Origin of the sequence: Actinoplanes sp. TFC3 (genome assembly GCF_001553785.1) — a bacterium.
In the GTDB taxonomy this organism is placed as follows: Bacteria; Actinomycetota; Actinomycetes; order Mycobacteriales; family Micromonosporaceae; genus Actinoplanes.
In genome coordinates, this window is record NZ_LOJP01000001.1 from 5,131,081 (window position 1) to 5,145,550 (window position 14,470).

General features: G+C 65.7%; 13 protein-coding genes. 8 read left to right on the top strand and 5 right to left on the bottom strand.

The window, feature by feature from the left end; translation table 11 throughout:
• The first annotated feature begins 28 nt into the window (after nucleotides 1-28).
• Complete coding sequence (locus TFC3_RS23135) at nucleotides 29-1,048, top strand: Gfo/Idh/MocA family oxidoreductase (protein WP_067503643.1); 1,020 nt, start codon at nucleotides 29-31, stop codon at nucleotides 1,046-1,048.
• Between the two features lie 146 nt (nucleotides 1,049-1,194).
• Here the strand turns inward: TFC3_RS23135 and TFC3_RS23140 are convergent, their stop codons facing one another.
• From TFC3_RS23140 to TFC3_RS40220, 5 genes are all read right to left on the bottom strand, one after another.
• Nucleotides 1,195-2,019, bottom strand: a complete 825-nt coding sequence (locus TFC3_RS23140) for an SDR family oxidoreductase (RefSeq protein ID WP_067503646.1) — start codon at nucleotides 2,017-2,019, stop codon at nucleotides 1,195-1,197.
• Between the two features lie 227 nt (nucleotides 2,020-2,246).
• The gene (locus TFC3_RS23145; RefSeq protein WP_067503649.1) at nucleotides 2,247-3,245 is read right to left on the bottom strand and encodes an amidohydrolase family protein; all 999 of its coding nucleotides are present in this window, start codon (nucleotides 3,243-3,245) and stop codon (nucleotides 2,247-2,249) included.
• Complete coding sequence (locus TFC3_RS23150) at nucleotides 3,242-4,552, bottom strand: kynureninase (RefSeq protein WP_369819639.1); 1,311 nt, start codon at nucleotides 4,550-4,552, stop codon at nucleotides 3,242-3,244. Before TFC3_RS23150 ends, TFC3_RS23145 begins: the two co-directional genes overlap by 4 nt.
• Before the next feature lie 9 nt (nucleotides 4,553-4,561).
• Entirely contained in the window at nucleotides 4,562-4,945 is a 384-nt protein-coding gene (locus TFC3_RS23155) for a YchJ family protein (protein ID WP_067503652.1), read from the bottom strand.
• A 42-nt stretch (nucleotides 4,946-4,987) separates the two neighbouring features.
• Complete coding sequence (locus TFC3_RS40220; RefSeq protein ID WP_369819640.1) at nucleotides 4,988-5,518, bottom strand: methyl-accepting chemotaxis protein; 531 nt, start codon at nucleotides 5,516-5,518, stop codon at nucleotides 4,988-4,990.
• A 230-nt stretch (nucleotides 5,519-5,748) separates the two neighbouring features.
• Here TFC3_RS40220 and TFC3_RS23165 point away from each other — a divergent pair, with 230 nt between their 5' ends.
• The 7 genes from TFC3_RS23165 to TFC3_RS23190 all read left to right on the top strand — a co-directional run bounded on the left by TFC3_RS23165 (nucleotide 5,749) and on the right by TFC3_RS23190 (nucleotide 14,360).
• Nucleotides 5,749-6,729: a LacI family DNA-binding transcriptional regulator gene (locus TFC3_RS23165; protein WP_067503657.1), complete on the top strand. Its 981-nt coding sequence runs from the start codon at nucleotides 5,749-5,751 to the stop codon at nucleotides 6,727-6,729.
• A gap of 81 nt (nucleotides 6,730-6,810) precedes the next feature.
• The gene (locus TFC3_RS39570) at nucleotides 6,811-6,942 is read left to right on the top strand and encodes a DUF899 family protein (RefSeq protein WP_255363808.1); all 132 of its coding nucleotides are present in this window, start codon (nucleotides 6,811-6,813) and stop codon (nucleotides 6,940-6,942) included.
• 198 nt (nucleotides 6,943-7,140) lie between these two features.
• Nucleotides 7,141-8,499, top strand: coding sequence for an ABC transporter substrate-binding protein (locus TFC3_RS23170; protein ID WP_067503660.1), 1,359 nt, complete (start codon nucleotides 7,141-7,143; stop codon nucleotides 8,497-8,499).
• On the top strand, nucleotides 8,496-9,413 hold the full coding sequence (locus TFC3_RS23175) for a carbohydrate ABC transporter permease (protein ID WP_082772246.1): 918 nt from the start codon (nucleotides 8,496-8,498) through the stop codon (nucleotides 9,411-9,413). The genes TFC3_RS23170 and TFC3_RS23175 overlap by 4 nt, the downstream gene beginning before the upstream one ends.
• A gap of 10 nt (nucleotides 9,414-9,423) precedes the next feature.
• A complete protein-coding gene (locus tag TFC3_RS23180) occupies nucleotides 9,424-10,383 on the top strand; it encodes a carbohydrate ABC transporter permease (RefSeq protein WP_236718267.1) in 960 nt (319 codons plus the stop codon).
• Between the two features lie 51 nt (nucleotides 10,384-10,434).
• A complete protein-coding gene (locus TFC3_RS23185) occupies nucleotides 10,435-12,018 on the top strand; it encodes a glycoside hydrolase family 13 protein (protein WP_067503666.1) in 1,584 nt (527 codons plus the stop codon).
• Between the two features lie 35 nt (nucleotides 12,019-12,053).
• Nucleotides 12,054-14,360 (top strand): discoidin domain-containing protein, encoded by a 2,307-nt coding sequence (locus tag TFC3_RS23190; protein WP_067503669.1) that lies wholly within the window; start codon nucleotides 12,054-12,056, stop codon nucleotides 14,358-14,360.
• The last annotated feature ends 110 nt before the right edge of the window (nucleotides 14,361-14,470 follow it).

A 14,470-nucleotide genomic window follows, 5' to 3' on the forward strand; every position in this document is an offset into this window, starting at 1 on the left:
GCGGGCGCCGGTTTGTAAGATCCGGAACATGACGGCAACAAAGATCGGTCTGGTGGGGTACGGGTCGGGCGGGCGAATCTTCCATGCACCGCTCATTGCGGCCGCTGCGGGCGTGGAGTTCGCCGGTGTGGTGACCCGGTCCGACGAGCGGCGGGCCGAGCTGGCCAGGACCTACCCCGACGTGCGGGCGTACGACTCGATCGCCGATCTTGCCGCCGCCGGCGTGGACGCCGTGACGATCTCCACTCCCGCTGCGACCCATGCCTCGCTGGCCCGCGAAGCCATCGCGCTGGGTATCCCCGTCGTGGTCGACAAGCCGTTCGCCCTCGACGCCGAGGCGGTGAGGGAAGTTGCCACGCTCGCGCAGCAGGCCGGTGTTCTGCTCAGCGTCTACCAGAACCGCCGGTACGACTCCGACCTGCTCACCTTGCAGCGGCTGATCGGCGAGGGCGCTCTTGGTGAGGTACGCCGGTTCGAGTCGCGCTTCGAAAGGTGGTCGCCCGACCGTCAGCCGCCCGCCGCCGGCGGTGGAACGTTGCTGGATTTCGGCGCACACCTCATCGACCAGGCGCACCTGCTGTTCGGACCGACCGCCCGGGTGTACGCCGAACTGCGCGCCGACGGTGAACTCGACAGCGATGTGTTCGTGGCGCTGCACCACGTCAGCGGCGTCGAAAGCCACCTGTGGGGAAGCTGGCGACAGGCGGCGCCGGGCCCGCGCTTCCGGGTCAGCGGCACCACGGGGACGTACATCATCGATGGTCTTGACGGCCAGGAAGCAGCCCTCAAGGCCGGCCGCTCCCCCGCCACCCTCGGTGACCGCTGGGGCACCGAACCCGAACACACGTGGGGCCGTCTCTACCGAGGGGCAACAGGAGCGCCGGTCCGCAGCGAGCGCGGCCGCTGGGACCAGTTCTACCCGGCCTTCGCGGCAGCAGTGCGCGGCGAGAACCCGGTGCCCGTCGACCCGTGGGACGCCGTGCGCAACATGGACGTCCTGGACGCGGCCCGCATGAGCGCAACCACCGGGGAGACCGTGGACATCTGAAGACTCGGCGCCCTCGTCCCGGCCGGCATTCACTCCGGCCGAGACGAACGCTTGTGCAGCCACGCACGACCGACCTGATCATCCGGACACCCTCACTCGCACAAGGGTTTTGCGCAGCTCCAGCCGCGCAAGGTCTCCGCGCTGCCTTAGCCGCGCAAGGTCTCCGCCAAGGTCATTGCTGGGCGGCCGGTCAAGTTCGCTACCGCTTGGTCGACCACGTCCATCTGGCCGGCTGCGACTGCCGTGTAGGTGCTCACCCATGCGTCGACCTGCCACGATGGCGCGCCGTAGGAGGCTCGGGATTCGTACGCCTCCTCGAGGCTTTCGTTGTGGAAGCGCACGTCGCGGCCGGTGGCGCGGGCGACCACCGCTGCCATCTCGGTGAAAGTCAAGGCCTCGGGGCCGGACAGATCATAGGTACGACCAGAGTGCGCGCCCGGCTCCCGGAGCACCGCCACCGCCGAGTCGGCAACATCGTCCTGCGACACCACAGCGGCTCGGCCGTCGCCGGCGGGACCGCGGATCACCCCGTCCTCGCCGACCAGCAGGGGCAGGAAGTCGGCGTACAAGTTGTCGCGCAGGAACGTGTACGGGATGCCGCTTGCCTTGATGTACTCCTCCGTCGCCCAATGATCGCGGGCCAGCGTGAACACGGCGTCCGGCGCCGCGCTCACGAACGAGGTGTACACCAGGTGCTCGATCTGCGCGTCCACGGCCGCGTCGATGAACGTCTTGTGCTGAGCGACCCGTTCGGGCGTCTCGGCGCCGGACACCATCAGCACGGTTGCCGCTCCGGTGAGCGCTTTCCGCATCGCGTCCCTGTCGTAGTACGCAGCCACCGCAACCTCGGCACCTTCGATGGCTGGCGCCCGCGAAGCGTCACGAACCAGCAACCGTTGCGGCGCGCCCAGCCGACCAGCAACTCGGCCGCCCAAGCGACCACTCGCCCCGCTCACCACAGTCAAACCCATGATCAAAGCATAAAACCCAGACACAGCCACCCCGGAAAAGACCGCAAGCCACAACCATGACGGCAGGCAAAAGAGCGGCAGGCGAAACAGCCGCAGGCGAAACGGCCGATCGCAGCCGGGACGGCAAGCCCCAGCCGGACGGCAAGCCCCAGCCGGACGGCAAGCCCCAGCCGGACGGCATGCCCCGCCGGAGACGGCAGGCCGCAGTCGAGAGATCCGACTGGCAGTCAGGCCTCTGGAGAGGGGTGGGCTTCCGGGCCGAGTACCCGCGCGGTGGCGATTGATTGGGCGAACATCTCGGGGTTCAAGTCCAGCCCTGACGGGATCCAGGTCAGTCCGGTCGTACCGTCATTTTCGGTCATGGCGGTGAGGATGTCGGATGGTTGCATCCCTGCTTCTCCGAGTGCGCGCACTTCACGGGCGTTGACTGCCACCGGCAGGGGGCCATTGCCCAGGTCCGTGCCGTAACGAACCTTTCCGCCGTACGACCAAAAGCGGCGCAAGTTGCCGATAGCGATAGTGCGCGCCGCCGTTGGGGTGCCCCAGCCGTGAATGTCCAGCGTGCTGATCCACGTCATTCGGTCGGCGCACGCCCGCACCAGGCCGTCGTCCACGTTTTCGGTCCACGGGGTATGCGCAAGCAGGTCAGCACCGCTGTCATAAGCTGCCGCGACGGTTCCGGGGCCCTCGGCATGAACCACTACCGGCAGTTCGCGCGCGTGTGCGGCATCGACTACGGCGGCCAACGTATGGGGCGGCAGCATCGGTCCGTCGGCGTGCGCGGTCACCTTGATGAAAGACGCGCCGAAAGCGTGCGCTTCTTCGACTGCTGCACTCGCATCGAGCGGGGAATGGATTTCGCGGCAGCTTCCGGGTGGCACCCAGGAACGGTCGCTCGGGTAGCCGCCCGGTGCGATCATAAACGGTCCGGCGTACCGGACGGCCATGGTGTTCTTCCGGGCTTGACCGGCCAGATGGTTGGGCGGTCCGCCCAGGTCCCAGACAGCGGCGATGCCACCGGCACGCAGCATGGGGAGGTCGATCAGCGCGGTATGCACGTGGGCGTCCGTGAGACCGGGGAGAACCGATCCTGGAAGACGCACGACGTCAGCGCTGGAGGAAGTCGACTGAGATTGCACAACAGCGACAGGGGCAGCGGCCTGCATTGCAAGCCCGCTCGCCAGTCGCCCGTCAACCCACACCGTTTCGGGCAGGTACCACGTCACGCTTGCTTCTCCAGCAGGTCACGCAGCACGCCGAGCCCTCGATGCACCTCCACAAAACTGGTGCTCAGCGGGGCCGGGCCGATCCGCAGGCCGTCCGGGCGCCGGTAGTCGGGGATGACGCCGCGATCCCACAACGGTGCAAGCAGGTCTTCGAACCCTGGCCGGTTCAGCGTTACGTGGCCGCCTCGGCGGGCAGCTTCGCGGGGGCCTGCAACTTCCACACCGAGGGGTGCAAGCCAGCGGTCGGCGAGCAGCAAGACGTAGTCGGTCAGTTGCAAGGATTTGTGGCGGACTGTTTCGATGCCGGCCGACTGGAGCATGTCGAGGTTGGCGTCGAGCGGGACCATCGCCAGGATTGGGGGCGTGCCGCTGAGCATGGCGCGGATTCCGGCCGCCGGTTCATGGCCGGGTCCCATCTCGAACGAGGCCCGGTGGCCCATCCAGCCTTGGATCGGTTGGCGCAGCGTGGGTTGCAAATCCTTGCGGACGTACGCAAAAGCCGGTGCTCCCGGCCCTCCGTTCAAGTACTTATAGGTGCAACCGGCCGCCAGATCCACGCCCCATTCGTCCAGGCGCACCGGAACCGAGCCGACCGAGTGCGATAGGTCCCACAATGTGAGCGCCCCGGCGTCGTGCGCGATCTCGTTGATGGCGGCAACGTCGGCGAGCCAGCCCGAGCGGTACGCGACGTGGCTGAACAGCACCAGCGCGGTGCCCGGGGACACGGCCTCCGCGACCTGCTCGGGGGTGATTCCGGAGACCGGGTCGGTGGTGATCCACTGCAGCGTGAGCCCACGTTCGGCGGCGATACCCTCGAGAACGTACCGATCAGTCGGGAAATTGTCGGTGTCCGCCACAATTGTCGTGCGACCGGGGCGGGCGTCGACGGCTGCGCGGGCGAGTTTGTAGAGCAGCACGGTCGTCGAATCGCCGACAATGGTCTGGCCGGGCGCCGCACCGAGAGCCACTTCGCCGAGCCGATCGCCGAGCCGCTGCGGCCAATCGAGCCAGCCGTCGGTCCACCCCCGGATGAGCCGCCCGGCCCACTGCTCGCGCACGAAATCATCGATCCGCGTGGCGGTCGCGCGCAGCGGCCGTCCCAGCGAATTCCCATCCAGGTACGAGATGACGTCGGCATTGCCGGCCGTCAGGAACTGATTGCGCAGGTCAGCCAGGGGGTCGCCCGCGTCGAGTTCCTCGGCATGGCGCAGCAAATCGTCATCCTCGGCGCGGCGCGGCGAAACGATTTCTTCGGCGTGGCACGGCGGGCCGGTCTCTTCGGGGTGGCGCGGCAGGTCTTCAGTCACGAGGGTTCCTCAAGCGGTGGAAGGGATGGGGCCCCAGTAGACCCAGCGACCGTCGTGGCGTACGAAGCGACTGCGTTCGTGCATGTCGCCGGGTTTGCCGCCGTCGCGGTAGCGGGCCTGGAACTCGACCGTTCCCTCGGCATCGAACAGCCCGCCGCCGCTGCTGTCCAGAATTTTCAGTCCGACCCAGCGAAGTTGCGGGTCGGACGCTACCGAAGCCGGCCGGGTTTCGGGATGCCAGGAGGTCCGCAAGTAGTCCGTCTCATCCATCGCGAACGCCGAGTATCGCGAGCGCATCAACGCCTCGGCGGTCGCGGGGGCCTGACCTTCGTGAGCCGGGCCGCAGCATTCCTCGTACGGAAGCCCGTAGCCGCATGGGCAAAGTGACGCCATCCGTCTATTCTTCCGCAACCGCCGCCGCGCGCCGACTCCGCCTTACTGAGCGCTCTGCTGTTCCACCACGATGCCGCTGATTACTTGCTGGCAGCGGTCCAGTTCTTCGATGAGGGTCTGCATCTCCTCGATCGCGGCTACCGCGTTGCGCGTACCCTCGCGGATGCCACCCACCTGACCACCGATCTCGCTGGTGGCGGTCGCGGTCTCGTTCGCCAGGTCCTTGACCTCGCTGGCCACCACGGCGAATCCGCGCCCCGCTTCGCCCGCGCGGGCCGCCTCGATCGTGGCGTTGAGCGCGAGCAGGTTGGTCTGCTTGGCGATGGTGGCGATGAGCTGGACCACCTTGCCGATCTCGGTGCTGCTCGCTTCAAGCTTCTGAATCACCGCGACGGCAGTCTCCGCGGCGCGCACCGCAGAGCGGGTGGCCGTGGCCATGTCGCTGCTGACGTCGGCGAGCCGGTACACCGAGTCGCGGTGGCCGGTGTCCCAAGAATCGGTCATCGTGTTCAGCCCCATCACTTCACTGGTCGTTTCTCCACCATCACATCCCGGACGGGGTACTCGGGTCATTTCGGGCGGGATCGCAAAGGCGATCACGGATCGGTCAGGTGTTGAAAGTGGCGGTTCAGTTTTTTCATAAATCTGACGTAAGATTCCGAGGTTGGGGTGCTGGGGTGCCTGTGGGAGGTGACCGGCGGCTTGAGAGGGTGCGGGTGAGCACACGGCTTGAGGCGCGGCAGTTGGGCCGCGCAAGAGGAGGCTTGAGGTGTGAGCGGGCGATCGGGTGAGGGGGCGGGGACGTGAGCAAGCGGCTGGCCGAGGTGGCCAAGAAGGCGGGCGTCAGCGAGGCCACGGTGAGCCGGGTGCTCAACGGGCGCGCCGGGGTTTCCGAGGCGACGCGGGCTTCCGTTCTTACCGCTCTTGATGTACTTGGCTACGAGCGGCCGACCAAGTTGCGGGGGGAACGCGGCCGGTTGGTTGGGCTCGTACTCCCGGAATTGCAGAATCCCATCTTTCCCGCGCTGGCCGAAGTGGTGACTGCATCGCTGGCTCAGCGCGGCTTCACGCCGGCGTTGTGTGCGCGCACGATCGGTGGAGTGCCCGAGCGGGACTACATCGAGATGCTGCTCGACCATCAGGTTTCCGGGGTGGTGTTCGCCGGTGGTTCCTATGCGCTGGCGGAGGCCGAGCATGGGCATTACCGGCTACTGCAGGATCGCCGGATGCCGGTGGTGATGGTCAATGGCGGGGTCACGGATCTGGGCTTCCCGCATATTTCGACAGACGATGCGGTTGCGGTCGAGCAGGCGTACGGCCATCTGCTCTCCTTGGGTCATCAGCGGATCGGAATGGTGCTCGGACCGGAGGACCATGTGCCGTCACGCCGCAAACTTGCTGCAGCTTCCATCAAGGAAGATGCCATTGAGCGTACGAATTTTTCGATGGAAAGCGCTCGTCTTGCGGCGTCTCGTCTGATTCAGCGCGGGGTGACCGGTCTCATTTGTGCCAGCGACGTGCTCGCGCTGGGCTCGATCCGGGCGGCGCGGCGGCTGGGATTGGACGTGCCGGACGACATCTCCGTCGTTGGCTTCGACGACAGCGCGCTGATGACCTGCACCGACCCACCGCTGACCACGGTGCGTCAGCCGATCGAGCTGATGGGCCAGGCCGCCGTGGACGTGCTCGTCAACCAGATTGAAGGCGCCGCCGCGACCACCGACGAGCTGCTGTTCGAGCCGGAACTGGTGGTGCGGGGATCGACGGGACCGGCTCCGCGCTGAGAGCTGAGTTCCGGCGGTGTCGTAAGTCCTGACGGTGAGAGAAGTCCACCGAGGAGGACAACCACGACGAACATTCCGCCCATCGTCGACCTCTCCACCTGGCAGGCGGCGCGCGATGAGCTGCTGCTGCGCGAAAAGGCCCATACCCATGATGGCGACGCGATTGCGGCGGTTCGGCCGCCCGCCCGCCGCCGGGCTCCAAACAGCTCTTGACCAGGCTCGAAGCACCGGTAAGGACCTCAGCGAAGCACCGACCGAGGGGACAGGCCACCCGGCCTGTCCCTTCTTTGCGGTCACAGTCGCGTTTTTTCTACCTTCAGTCGAGTTCTTGCGCGACCTCGTTGGACTTTGTATCGTCACCGCTACGAAACAAAGCACGAGACCTGCGTCACATAGAAGGGCTGAACCCCCATGTTGAGAACCAGGCTGCGCAGTGCTCTGGGGTTGCTGCTCGTTGCCGGGGTCGCCATGTCGGCCGCGGCCTGCGGCGGGGACGATGATGCGTCCGCGTCCAAGGACGGCAAGGTCACGCTCGTGATCAACGGGCTGCCGCCGGCTACCGAGAAGGCCACCCACGACCGCTTCCTTGCCAACGTCGCCGAGTTCGAGAAGGCGAATCCGGACATCAAGATTGACGCCCGCGAGGGCAAGATGGACCCGCAGACATTCCCGGCGAAACTGGCCGGTGGCCAGCTCGAGGACGTCTTCTACGTCTACTTCACCGACCCGGCCAGCTTGATCGCCAAGCGCCAGGTCTCCGACATCAGCAAGTACCTCAAGGACTATCCGATCACCTCGCAGCTCAAGCCGGAGGTGCTGCGCGTCTTCCAGGACGAGGGCGGCAAGACGTACGGGTTGCCGTACAAGAACTATTCGATGGGTCTGCTCTACAACCGGGACCTGTTCAAGAAGGCCGGGCTGGATGCCGACAATCCACCAAAGACCTGGGGGGATGTGCGCACCGCGGCGCAGAAGATCGCCGCGTTGGGTGACGGGACCGTCGGGTACGGCGACTACAGCAAGAACAATACTGGCGGCTGGCATTACACGACTGAGCTCTACTCGCTTGGCGGCGAGGTCGCGGTAAACAACAACGGGACGTGGAAAGCGGCTTTCAACAGCCCGCAAGGCAAGCAGGTCCTGCAGCAGCTCAAGGACATGCGCTGGACCGACAACTCCATGGGTCAGAAGCAGTTGCTGGAGTGGGCCGACCTGCTGCAGCAGATGGGCTCGGGGAAGCTTGGCATGTACCTGGCAACGGCCGACAACATCCCGACAATCGTCAATCAGTACAAGGGGAAGTACGAGACGTACGGCCTCGGCCCGATCCCCGACGGCAAGGGCACCCTGGGCGGCGGCGAGGGCTACATGTTCAAGGCTGGGCTCAGCCCCGAGAAGATCCGCGCCGGCCTCAAGTGGTTGACGTTCTGGTTCACCTCGGCGGACCGGTTCGAGGCCGAGAACAAGTGGTCCAGTGAGACCAAGCAGCCCGTTGGCCTGCCCGAACCGGCCATCTTCACCGGTGCGGCGGCCCAGACGCAGGCCACTGCGGACAAGAAGTACGCCAACGTGCCGCAGGCCAACTATGCACCGTTCACCGCGAGCATGGGCAGCATCCCGGTGAAGCTGGAGCCGCCGAACGCCCAGCCGATCTACGCGTCGCTGGACGTGGCGATGCAGAAGGTGCTCACGGACAAGAACGCCAACGTCGACCAGTTGCTGGCCGACGCGGAAACGCAGGCCAACCAGATCCTGGCCAGCGTCAAGTGACTGCTCTGTCCACAGGTGCCCGCGCGCGTGACGCGCGCGCGGGCCGCCTGCGCCGCAAGGTTTCGGAGAACCTGCTGGCGTACGTGTTCCTGGCTGCCGGCCTGGCCTGCTTCGCGCTGTTCTCCTGGTATCCGCTGGTCAAGGGTGTGATCCTCAGCTTCCAGCAGGACAACTTCGTGGTACCGCCGTACTGGGTCGGATGGGACAACTACCGGACGCTCTTTGCCGACCCGCTGTTCTGGACTGCCTGGAAGAACACGCTTTTCTTCACCGGGTTGGCGCTGGTCTTCGGCTATGTGCTGCCGTTTTTCATCGCGGTGCTGCTCAACGAGTTCCGTCACTTCCGCGGCTACTTCCGGGTGCTGGTGTACCTGCCGGTGATGCTGCCGCCGATTGTGTCGGTGCTGCTGTGGCGTTATTTCTACGACCCGGGCAACGGGCTGTTCAACTCGATCCTGCGCAGCGTGGGCCTGCCCGAGTCGCAATGGACGCAGTCCTCGCACACCGCGATGATCTCGTTGGTCCTCGTTTCGACCTGGGCAAATCTGGGCGGTGCGACACTGATGTACCTGGCCGCGCTGCAGGGCATTCCGGGCGAGCTCTATGAGGCTGCGGAGCTGGATGGTGCGAGCATCTGGCAGCGCTTGCGACACGTCACTTTCCCGCAGATGCGGTTCATCATGCTGGTCCTGTTGCTGCTGCAGATCATCGCGACCATGCAGGTTTTCATCGAGCCGTACGCCCTGACCGGCACCTCGAACCCGGACACCATCACGGTGCTCGTCCTGGTCTACCGCTACGCGTTCACCGTCAACAACGACTTCGGCTTGGCCGCCGCGATGAGCGTGTTGTTGTTCGTGGTGCTCGGCGCCTTCTCGGCTGTCTATCTGCGCCTTACCCGCAATGCGGACTGAGGAGGTAACCGTGACCCTGACCGCCCCGCCGCAGACTCCCGCATCCGCCCCACCCGTTCAGCCGGCGCCGATGAAGAATCGCAAATCCGGTGAGCCTGCTGTTCGTACCCTCATCTCGGTGGTGGATCTGCGGCGCCATCGCAAGCTCTACTTCGCCGTTCTCGGCGTGACGCTCGTCGTGTTCGCGCTGGTCTTCTTGTTCCCGCTGTACTGGATGGTCACCAGCGCGGTGAAGTCGCCCGCCGAATACGCCCAGAGTACGCCGACACTGATTCCGCAGAGCTGGCATCCGGGCACGTATGCCACGGCGTGGACCAATATGCAGATCGCGAAGTACTTCACCAACACCGTCTTCTACGCCCTCGGCGGCTGGCTTATCTCCCTGCTCGTCGACGTGGGTGTCGCCTATGCGCTGAGCAAGCTGAAGCCCATTTTCGGACGGGTGGTGCTGGGCGGCATGCTCGCCAGCTTGATGCTGCCTCCGGCCGCTTTGCTGGTGCCCGCCTACAAAGCCGTTGCGGATGTGCCGCTGGTGCACATCAACCTTCTGAACACCCCTTGGGCACTGTGGTTGCCCGCTGCCGCCAACGCTTTCAACGTGTACGTCCTCAAGCGCTTCTTCGACCAGATCCCCGATGATCTGCTGGACGCAGCCGCGATCGACGGTGCCGGCAAGCTGCGCCAGTTGTGGTCGATAATCCTGCCGTTGTCGCGTCCGGTGCTCGGCGTGGTTTCCATCTTCATCATCGTCGCGTTGTGGAAAGACTTCCTCTGGCCCTTGCTGGTGTTGCAGGACCCGGATTCGCAGACGCTGAGCGTGGCGCTGAGCCGGCTGGCCAACACCAGTCAGGTGCCGCCGACCGAGTTCATGGCCGGGCTGGCCATCGCGAGCCTGCCGATGATCGTCGTCTTCCTGATCTTCCAGCGCAGCATCATCGGCGGTCTTTCCGCCGGTTCCGTCAAGGGCTGACCGGTCCGCCGGTCTCTCGGGCTGACGCTCGTCAACAGAAAGCAGGTCGAAGTGGCTGACCCCACAGCCTGGTGGCGCGACGCCGTCATCTACCAGGTCTATCCGCGCAGTTTCGCCGATTCTGACGGCGATGGCATCGGCGACCTCGGCGGCATTCGCGCGCATCTGCAGCATCTGGCCGGGCTCGGTGTCGACGCGATCTGGATGAGCCCCTGGTATCCCTCACCGATGGCCGACGCCGGCTATGACGTGGCGGATTTCCGCGATATCGATCCGGTTTTCGGCACCCTTGCCGAAGCCGAAGCGCTGATCCGGGACGCCCACGCGGCCGGTATCCGGATGATCGTGGACATCGTTCCGAATCACATCTCCAGCGCGCACGCCTGGTTCCAGAAGGCGCTGGCCGATCCGGACGCCCCGGAACGCGAGTTGTTCTGGTTCCGGCCCGGGCGGGGACCGGAGGGCGATCAGCTGCCCACGGACTGGGTCGGGGAGTTCGGCGGGTCGACGTGGACCCGTACTCCCGATGGAGCCTGGTATCTGCACTTGTTCACGCCGCAGCAGCCGGATCTGAATTGGGATCACCCGGCGGTGCGTGCGGAGTTCGAGGACATCTTGCGGTTCTGGTTCGACCGTGGGGTGGACGGTATCCGCATCGACTCCGCGGCTCTGCTGTTCAAGGATCGCGACTTGCCCGCGGTGGTCGAGGGCCGGCCGCACCCGTTTCACGACCTTGATGAGGTGCACGACGTCTACCGGGCCTGGCGCCGGGTTGCGGACGAATATCCGGATCGGGCGCTGATCGGTGAGGTATGGATGCCCGAGGTGGAGCGCTTCGCAAACTATCTGCGCCCGGACGAACTGCACGCCGCGTTCAACTTCGATTTTCTGGGGTGCGCCTGGGATGCGACGCTCATGCGCGAATGCGTGGACAGAACCCTCGACGCCCACCGTACGGTCGGAGCGCCGGCAACCTGGGTGCTCTCCAATCACGATGTGACCCGCCACGTCACCCGGTACGGCCGCGGCACCACGACTTTCAGTTTCGAGAACAACCTCGACGGCACCCCGGTCGATTTGGAACTCGGTACCCGCCGGGCCCGCGCCGCCGCGCTTCTGTCGTTGTCCCTGCCCGGTGCCACCTATCTCTATCAGGGCGAAGAACTGGGTCTCTGGGAGAACGAAAACATTCCGGTCGAGCGCATGCAGGACCCGATGTACGCGCGCCGCGGGCACAGCCGCGACGGGTGCCGGGTGCCGTTGCCCTGGAGCGGGGACGAACCGCCGTTCGGGTTCTCCGCCACCGAGCCGTGGCTCCCCCAGCCAGCCGAGTGGAAAGACCGAACAGTCCAAGCGCAAACAGGCGACCGGAACTCGATGCTTGAGCTGTACCGCTCGGCAATTGGTTTGCGTCGCGGTGAAAGTGGCTTGCATACGCCGGACTTCGCGTGGCTCGGCGATGACGCGGGCGTGCTCTCGTACCGCCGCGGCTTGGACTTTGCCTGTGTTCTCAACATGTCTCCGGAAGCCGTTGCGCTGCCGGATCGTCACACCGTCCAGCTCGCCAGCAGTCCTCTCGACGGTGGTCGGCTTCCCCCCGACACCGCCGTCTGGCTGCGCATCCCCCGCACCTGATCGGATCTGATCCGAAACCCGGAAGGGAATCCCCCATGGCAGCAAAGAGAACGCTCACCGCGCTCGCGCTGTTGGCAACCGCCGTCGCCGTCCCCTGGTCGTCCGCCTCCCCCGCGCAAGCCGCCGGCCTCTCCCCCTTCGACGTCGCCGGGCGCGGCGCCACCGTGCCGTTCACGGAGCAGGAAGCGGAGAACGCAGCAACCAACGGCACCCGCACCGGTACGAGCCGTTACTACGGACAGTTGTCGTCGGAGGCGTCCGGGCGGGAAGCCGTCACCCTCGACGCCACCGGTGAATATGTCGAGTTCACCCTGAGCAAGCCGGCGAACGCGGTCACGTTCCGTTACAGCATCCCCGATGGGAACAACGGCGCGGGCCGCGACGCGTCGCTGGAGCTGCGGGCGAACGGCACCGTGCTCAAGTCGGTGCCGGTGACCTCGAAGTACGGCTGGTACTACGGCGGTTATCCGTTCAACAACAACCCGGGCGACACCAACCCGCACCATTTCTACGATGAAGCGCGGACCTTTTTCGGCACCACCTACGCTGCCGGAACAAAGATCCGTCTACAAGTTTCTTCGACTGCCCAGTCCCCCACCTTCACCATCGACCTGGCCGACTTCGAGAACGTTCCCGCCGCCATCGCCAAGCCCGCCGGTGCGATCGACGTGGTCGCTGACTACGGCGCCGACCCGAGCGGCGCGACCGACTCCACCGCCAAGTTCCAGGCCGCGGTCAACGCCGGCTCTTCCTCCGGCCGGGTCGTCTACGTGCCGCAAGGAAACTTCACGCTGTACAGCCACGTGATCGTCGACCGGGTGACGCTGGCCGGCGCCGGCCCCTGGTACACCGTGCTCGGCGGGCGGCACCCGACCCAGCGCAACCTGGCCGCGGGCATCTACGGCAAATACACGACCGAAGGCGGTCCGAGTCAGAACGTAACCGTAAAAGATCTGGCGGTCATCGGCGACATTCGTGAACGAGTCGATGCCGATCAGGTGAATGCTTTCGGCGGGGCGATGAGCAACTCGGTCATCGACAACGTGTGGATGCAGCACACCAAGGTCGGTGCGTGGATGGACGGCCCGATGGACCGCTTCACCATCCGCAACAGCCGGATCCTCGACCAGACCGCCGATGGCGTGAACTTCCACATCGGTGTCACAAACTCGACCGTCACCAACACGTTCGTGCGCAACACCGGCGACGACGGCCTGGCCATGTGGGCCGAGAACACGCCGAACGTGGCGAACTCCTTCACCCACAACACCGTGGTCGCGCCCATTCTGGCCAACAACATCGTCAGCTACGGCGGCCGCGACATCGTCATGACCGACAATGTGGTCACCGATACCGTTACCAACGGCGGCGGTATCCACGTGGCGAACCGCTATCCCGGCGTCAACGGGCCGACCGGAGTCGCCGGCACCTGGACGCTCGCACGCAACACCACCATCCGGGCCGGCAATTCCGACTACAACTGGAATTTCGGCGTCGGCGCCATCTGGTTCGACGCGCTCAACGGCCCGATCACCGGTGCGGCCATCAACATCACGGACACCGACATCATCGACAGTTCCTACGCCGCGCTGCAGTGGATTGAGGGCCAGTCAAGCGGCATCACGCTGTCAAACGTCACCATCCAAGGCGCCGGGACCTACGCGCTGCAGGTGCAAGCGCCGAGCCAGGTCACTTTCAACAATGTACGGGCAACCGGTATCGCCCAGCCGACGCCCATTCACAACTGTGTCGGCTCGGGTTTCCAGATCACGCGAACCGGCACGAACACCGGGTGGTACACGGACACCCCGTACTGCGGCCCGTGGCCCGCGCCGCAGTGGAACAACTCCGGCACCACCCCGCCGCCGACCACTCCTCCTACGACGCCTCCCACTACGCCGCCCACTACGCCGCCGCCGGCCACTGGCAATCTCGCGCTGGGCAGGCCGGCCACTGCGACCGGGCAAGCGGATGTGTACGGTCCGGGTAACGCGGTGGATGGCAACGCGAACACGTATTGGGAAAGCGCAAACAATGCCTGGCCGCAATCGCTGACGGTCGACTTGGGCCAGAACCGCTCGGTGTCGCGCGTTGTGCTCAAGCTCCCGCCCGCCTCGGCCTGGGGTACGCGTACGCAGACATTGTCGGTGCTGGGTTCCGTTAACGGCTCGGTTTACAGCACCGTCAAGGCTTCGGCTGGATACACGTTCAACCCGGCGTCGGGGAACACTGTCACGGTTTCGTTCCCGGCTACTACGCAGCGGTATCTGCGGCTGACGTTCACCGGCAACACGGGCTGGCCGGCGGGTCAGGTCTCCGAATTCGAGGTCTATTCCTCCTAGGCAGCCCAGGGGTGGGCGGCGACTCACCGATCGCCGCCCACCCCGATCCCCGGTCAGCAGCTCGGGGCCGGCCAGCAAGCCGGCCCCGAGCTGCTGACCGGGGATCGGGG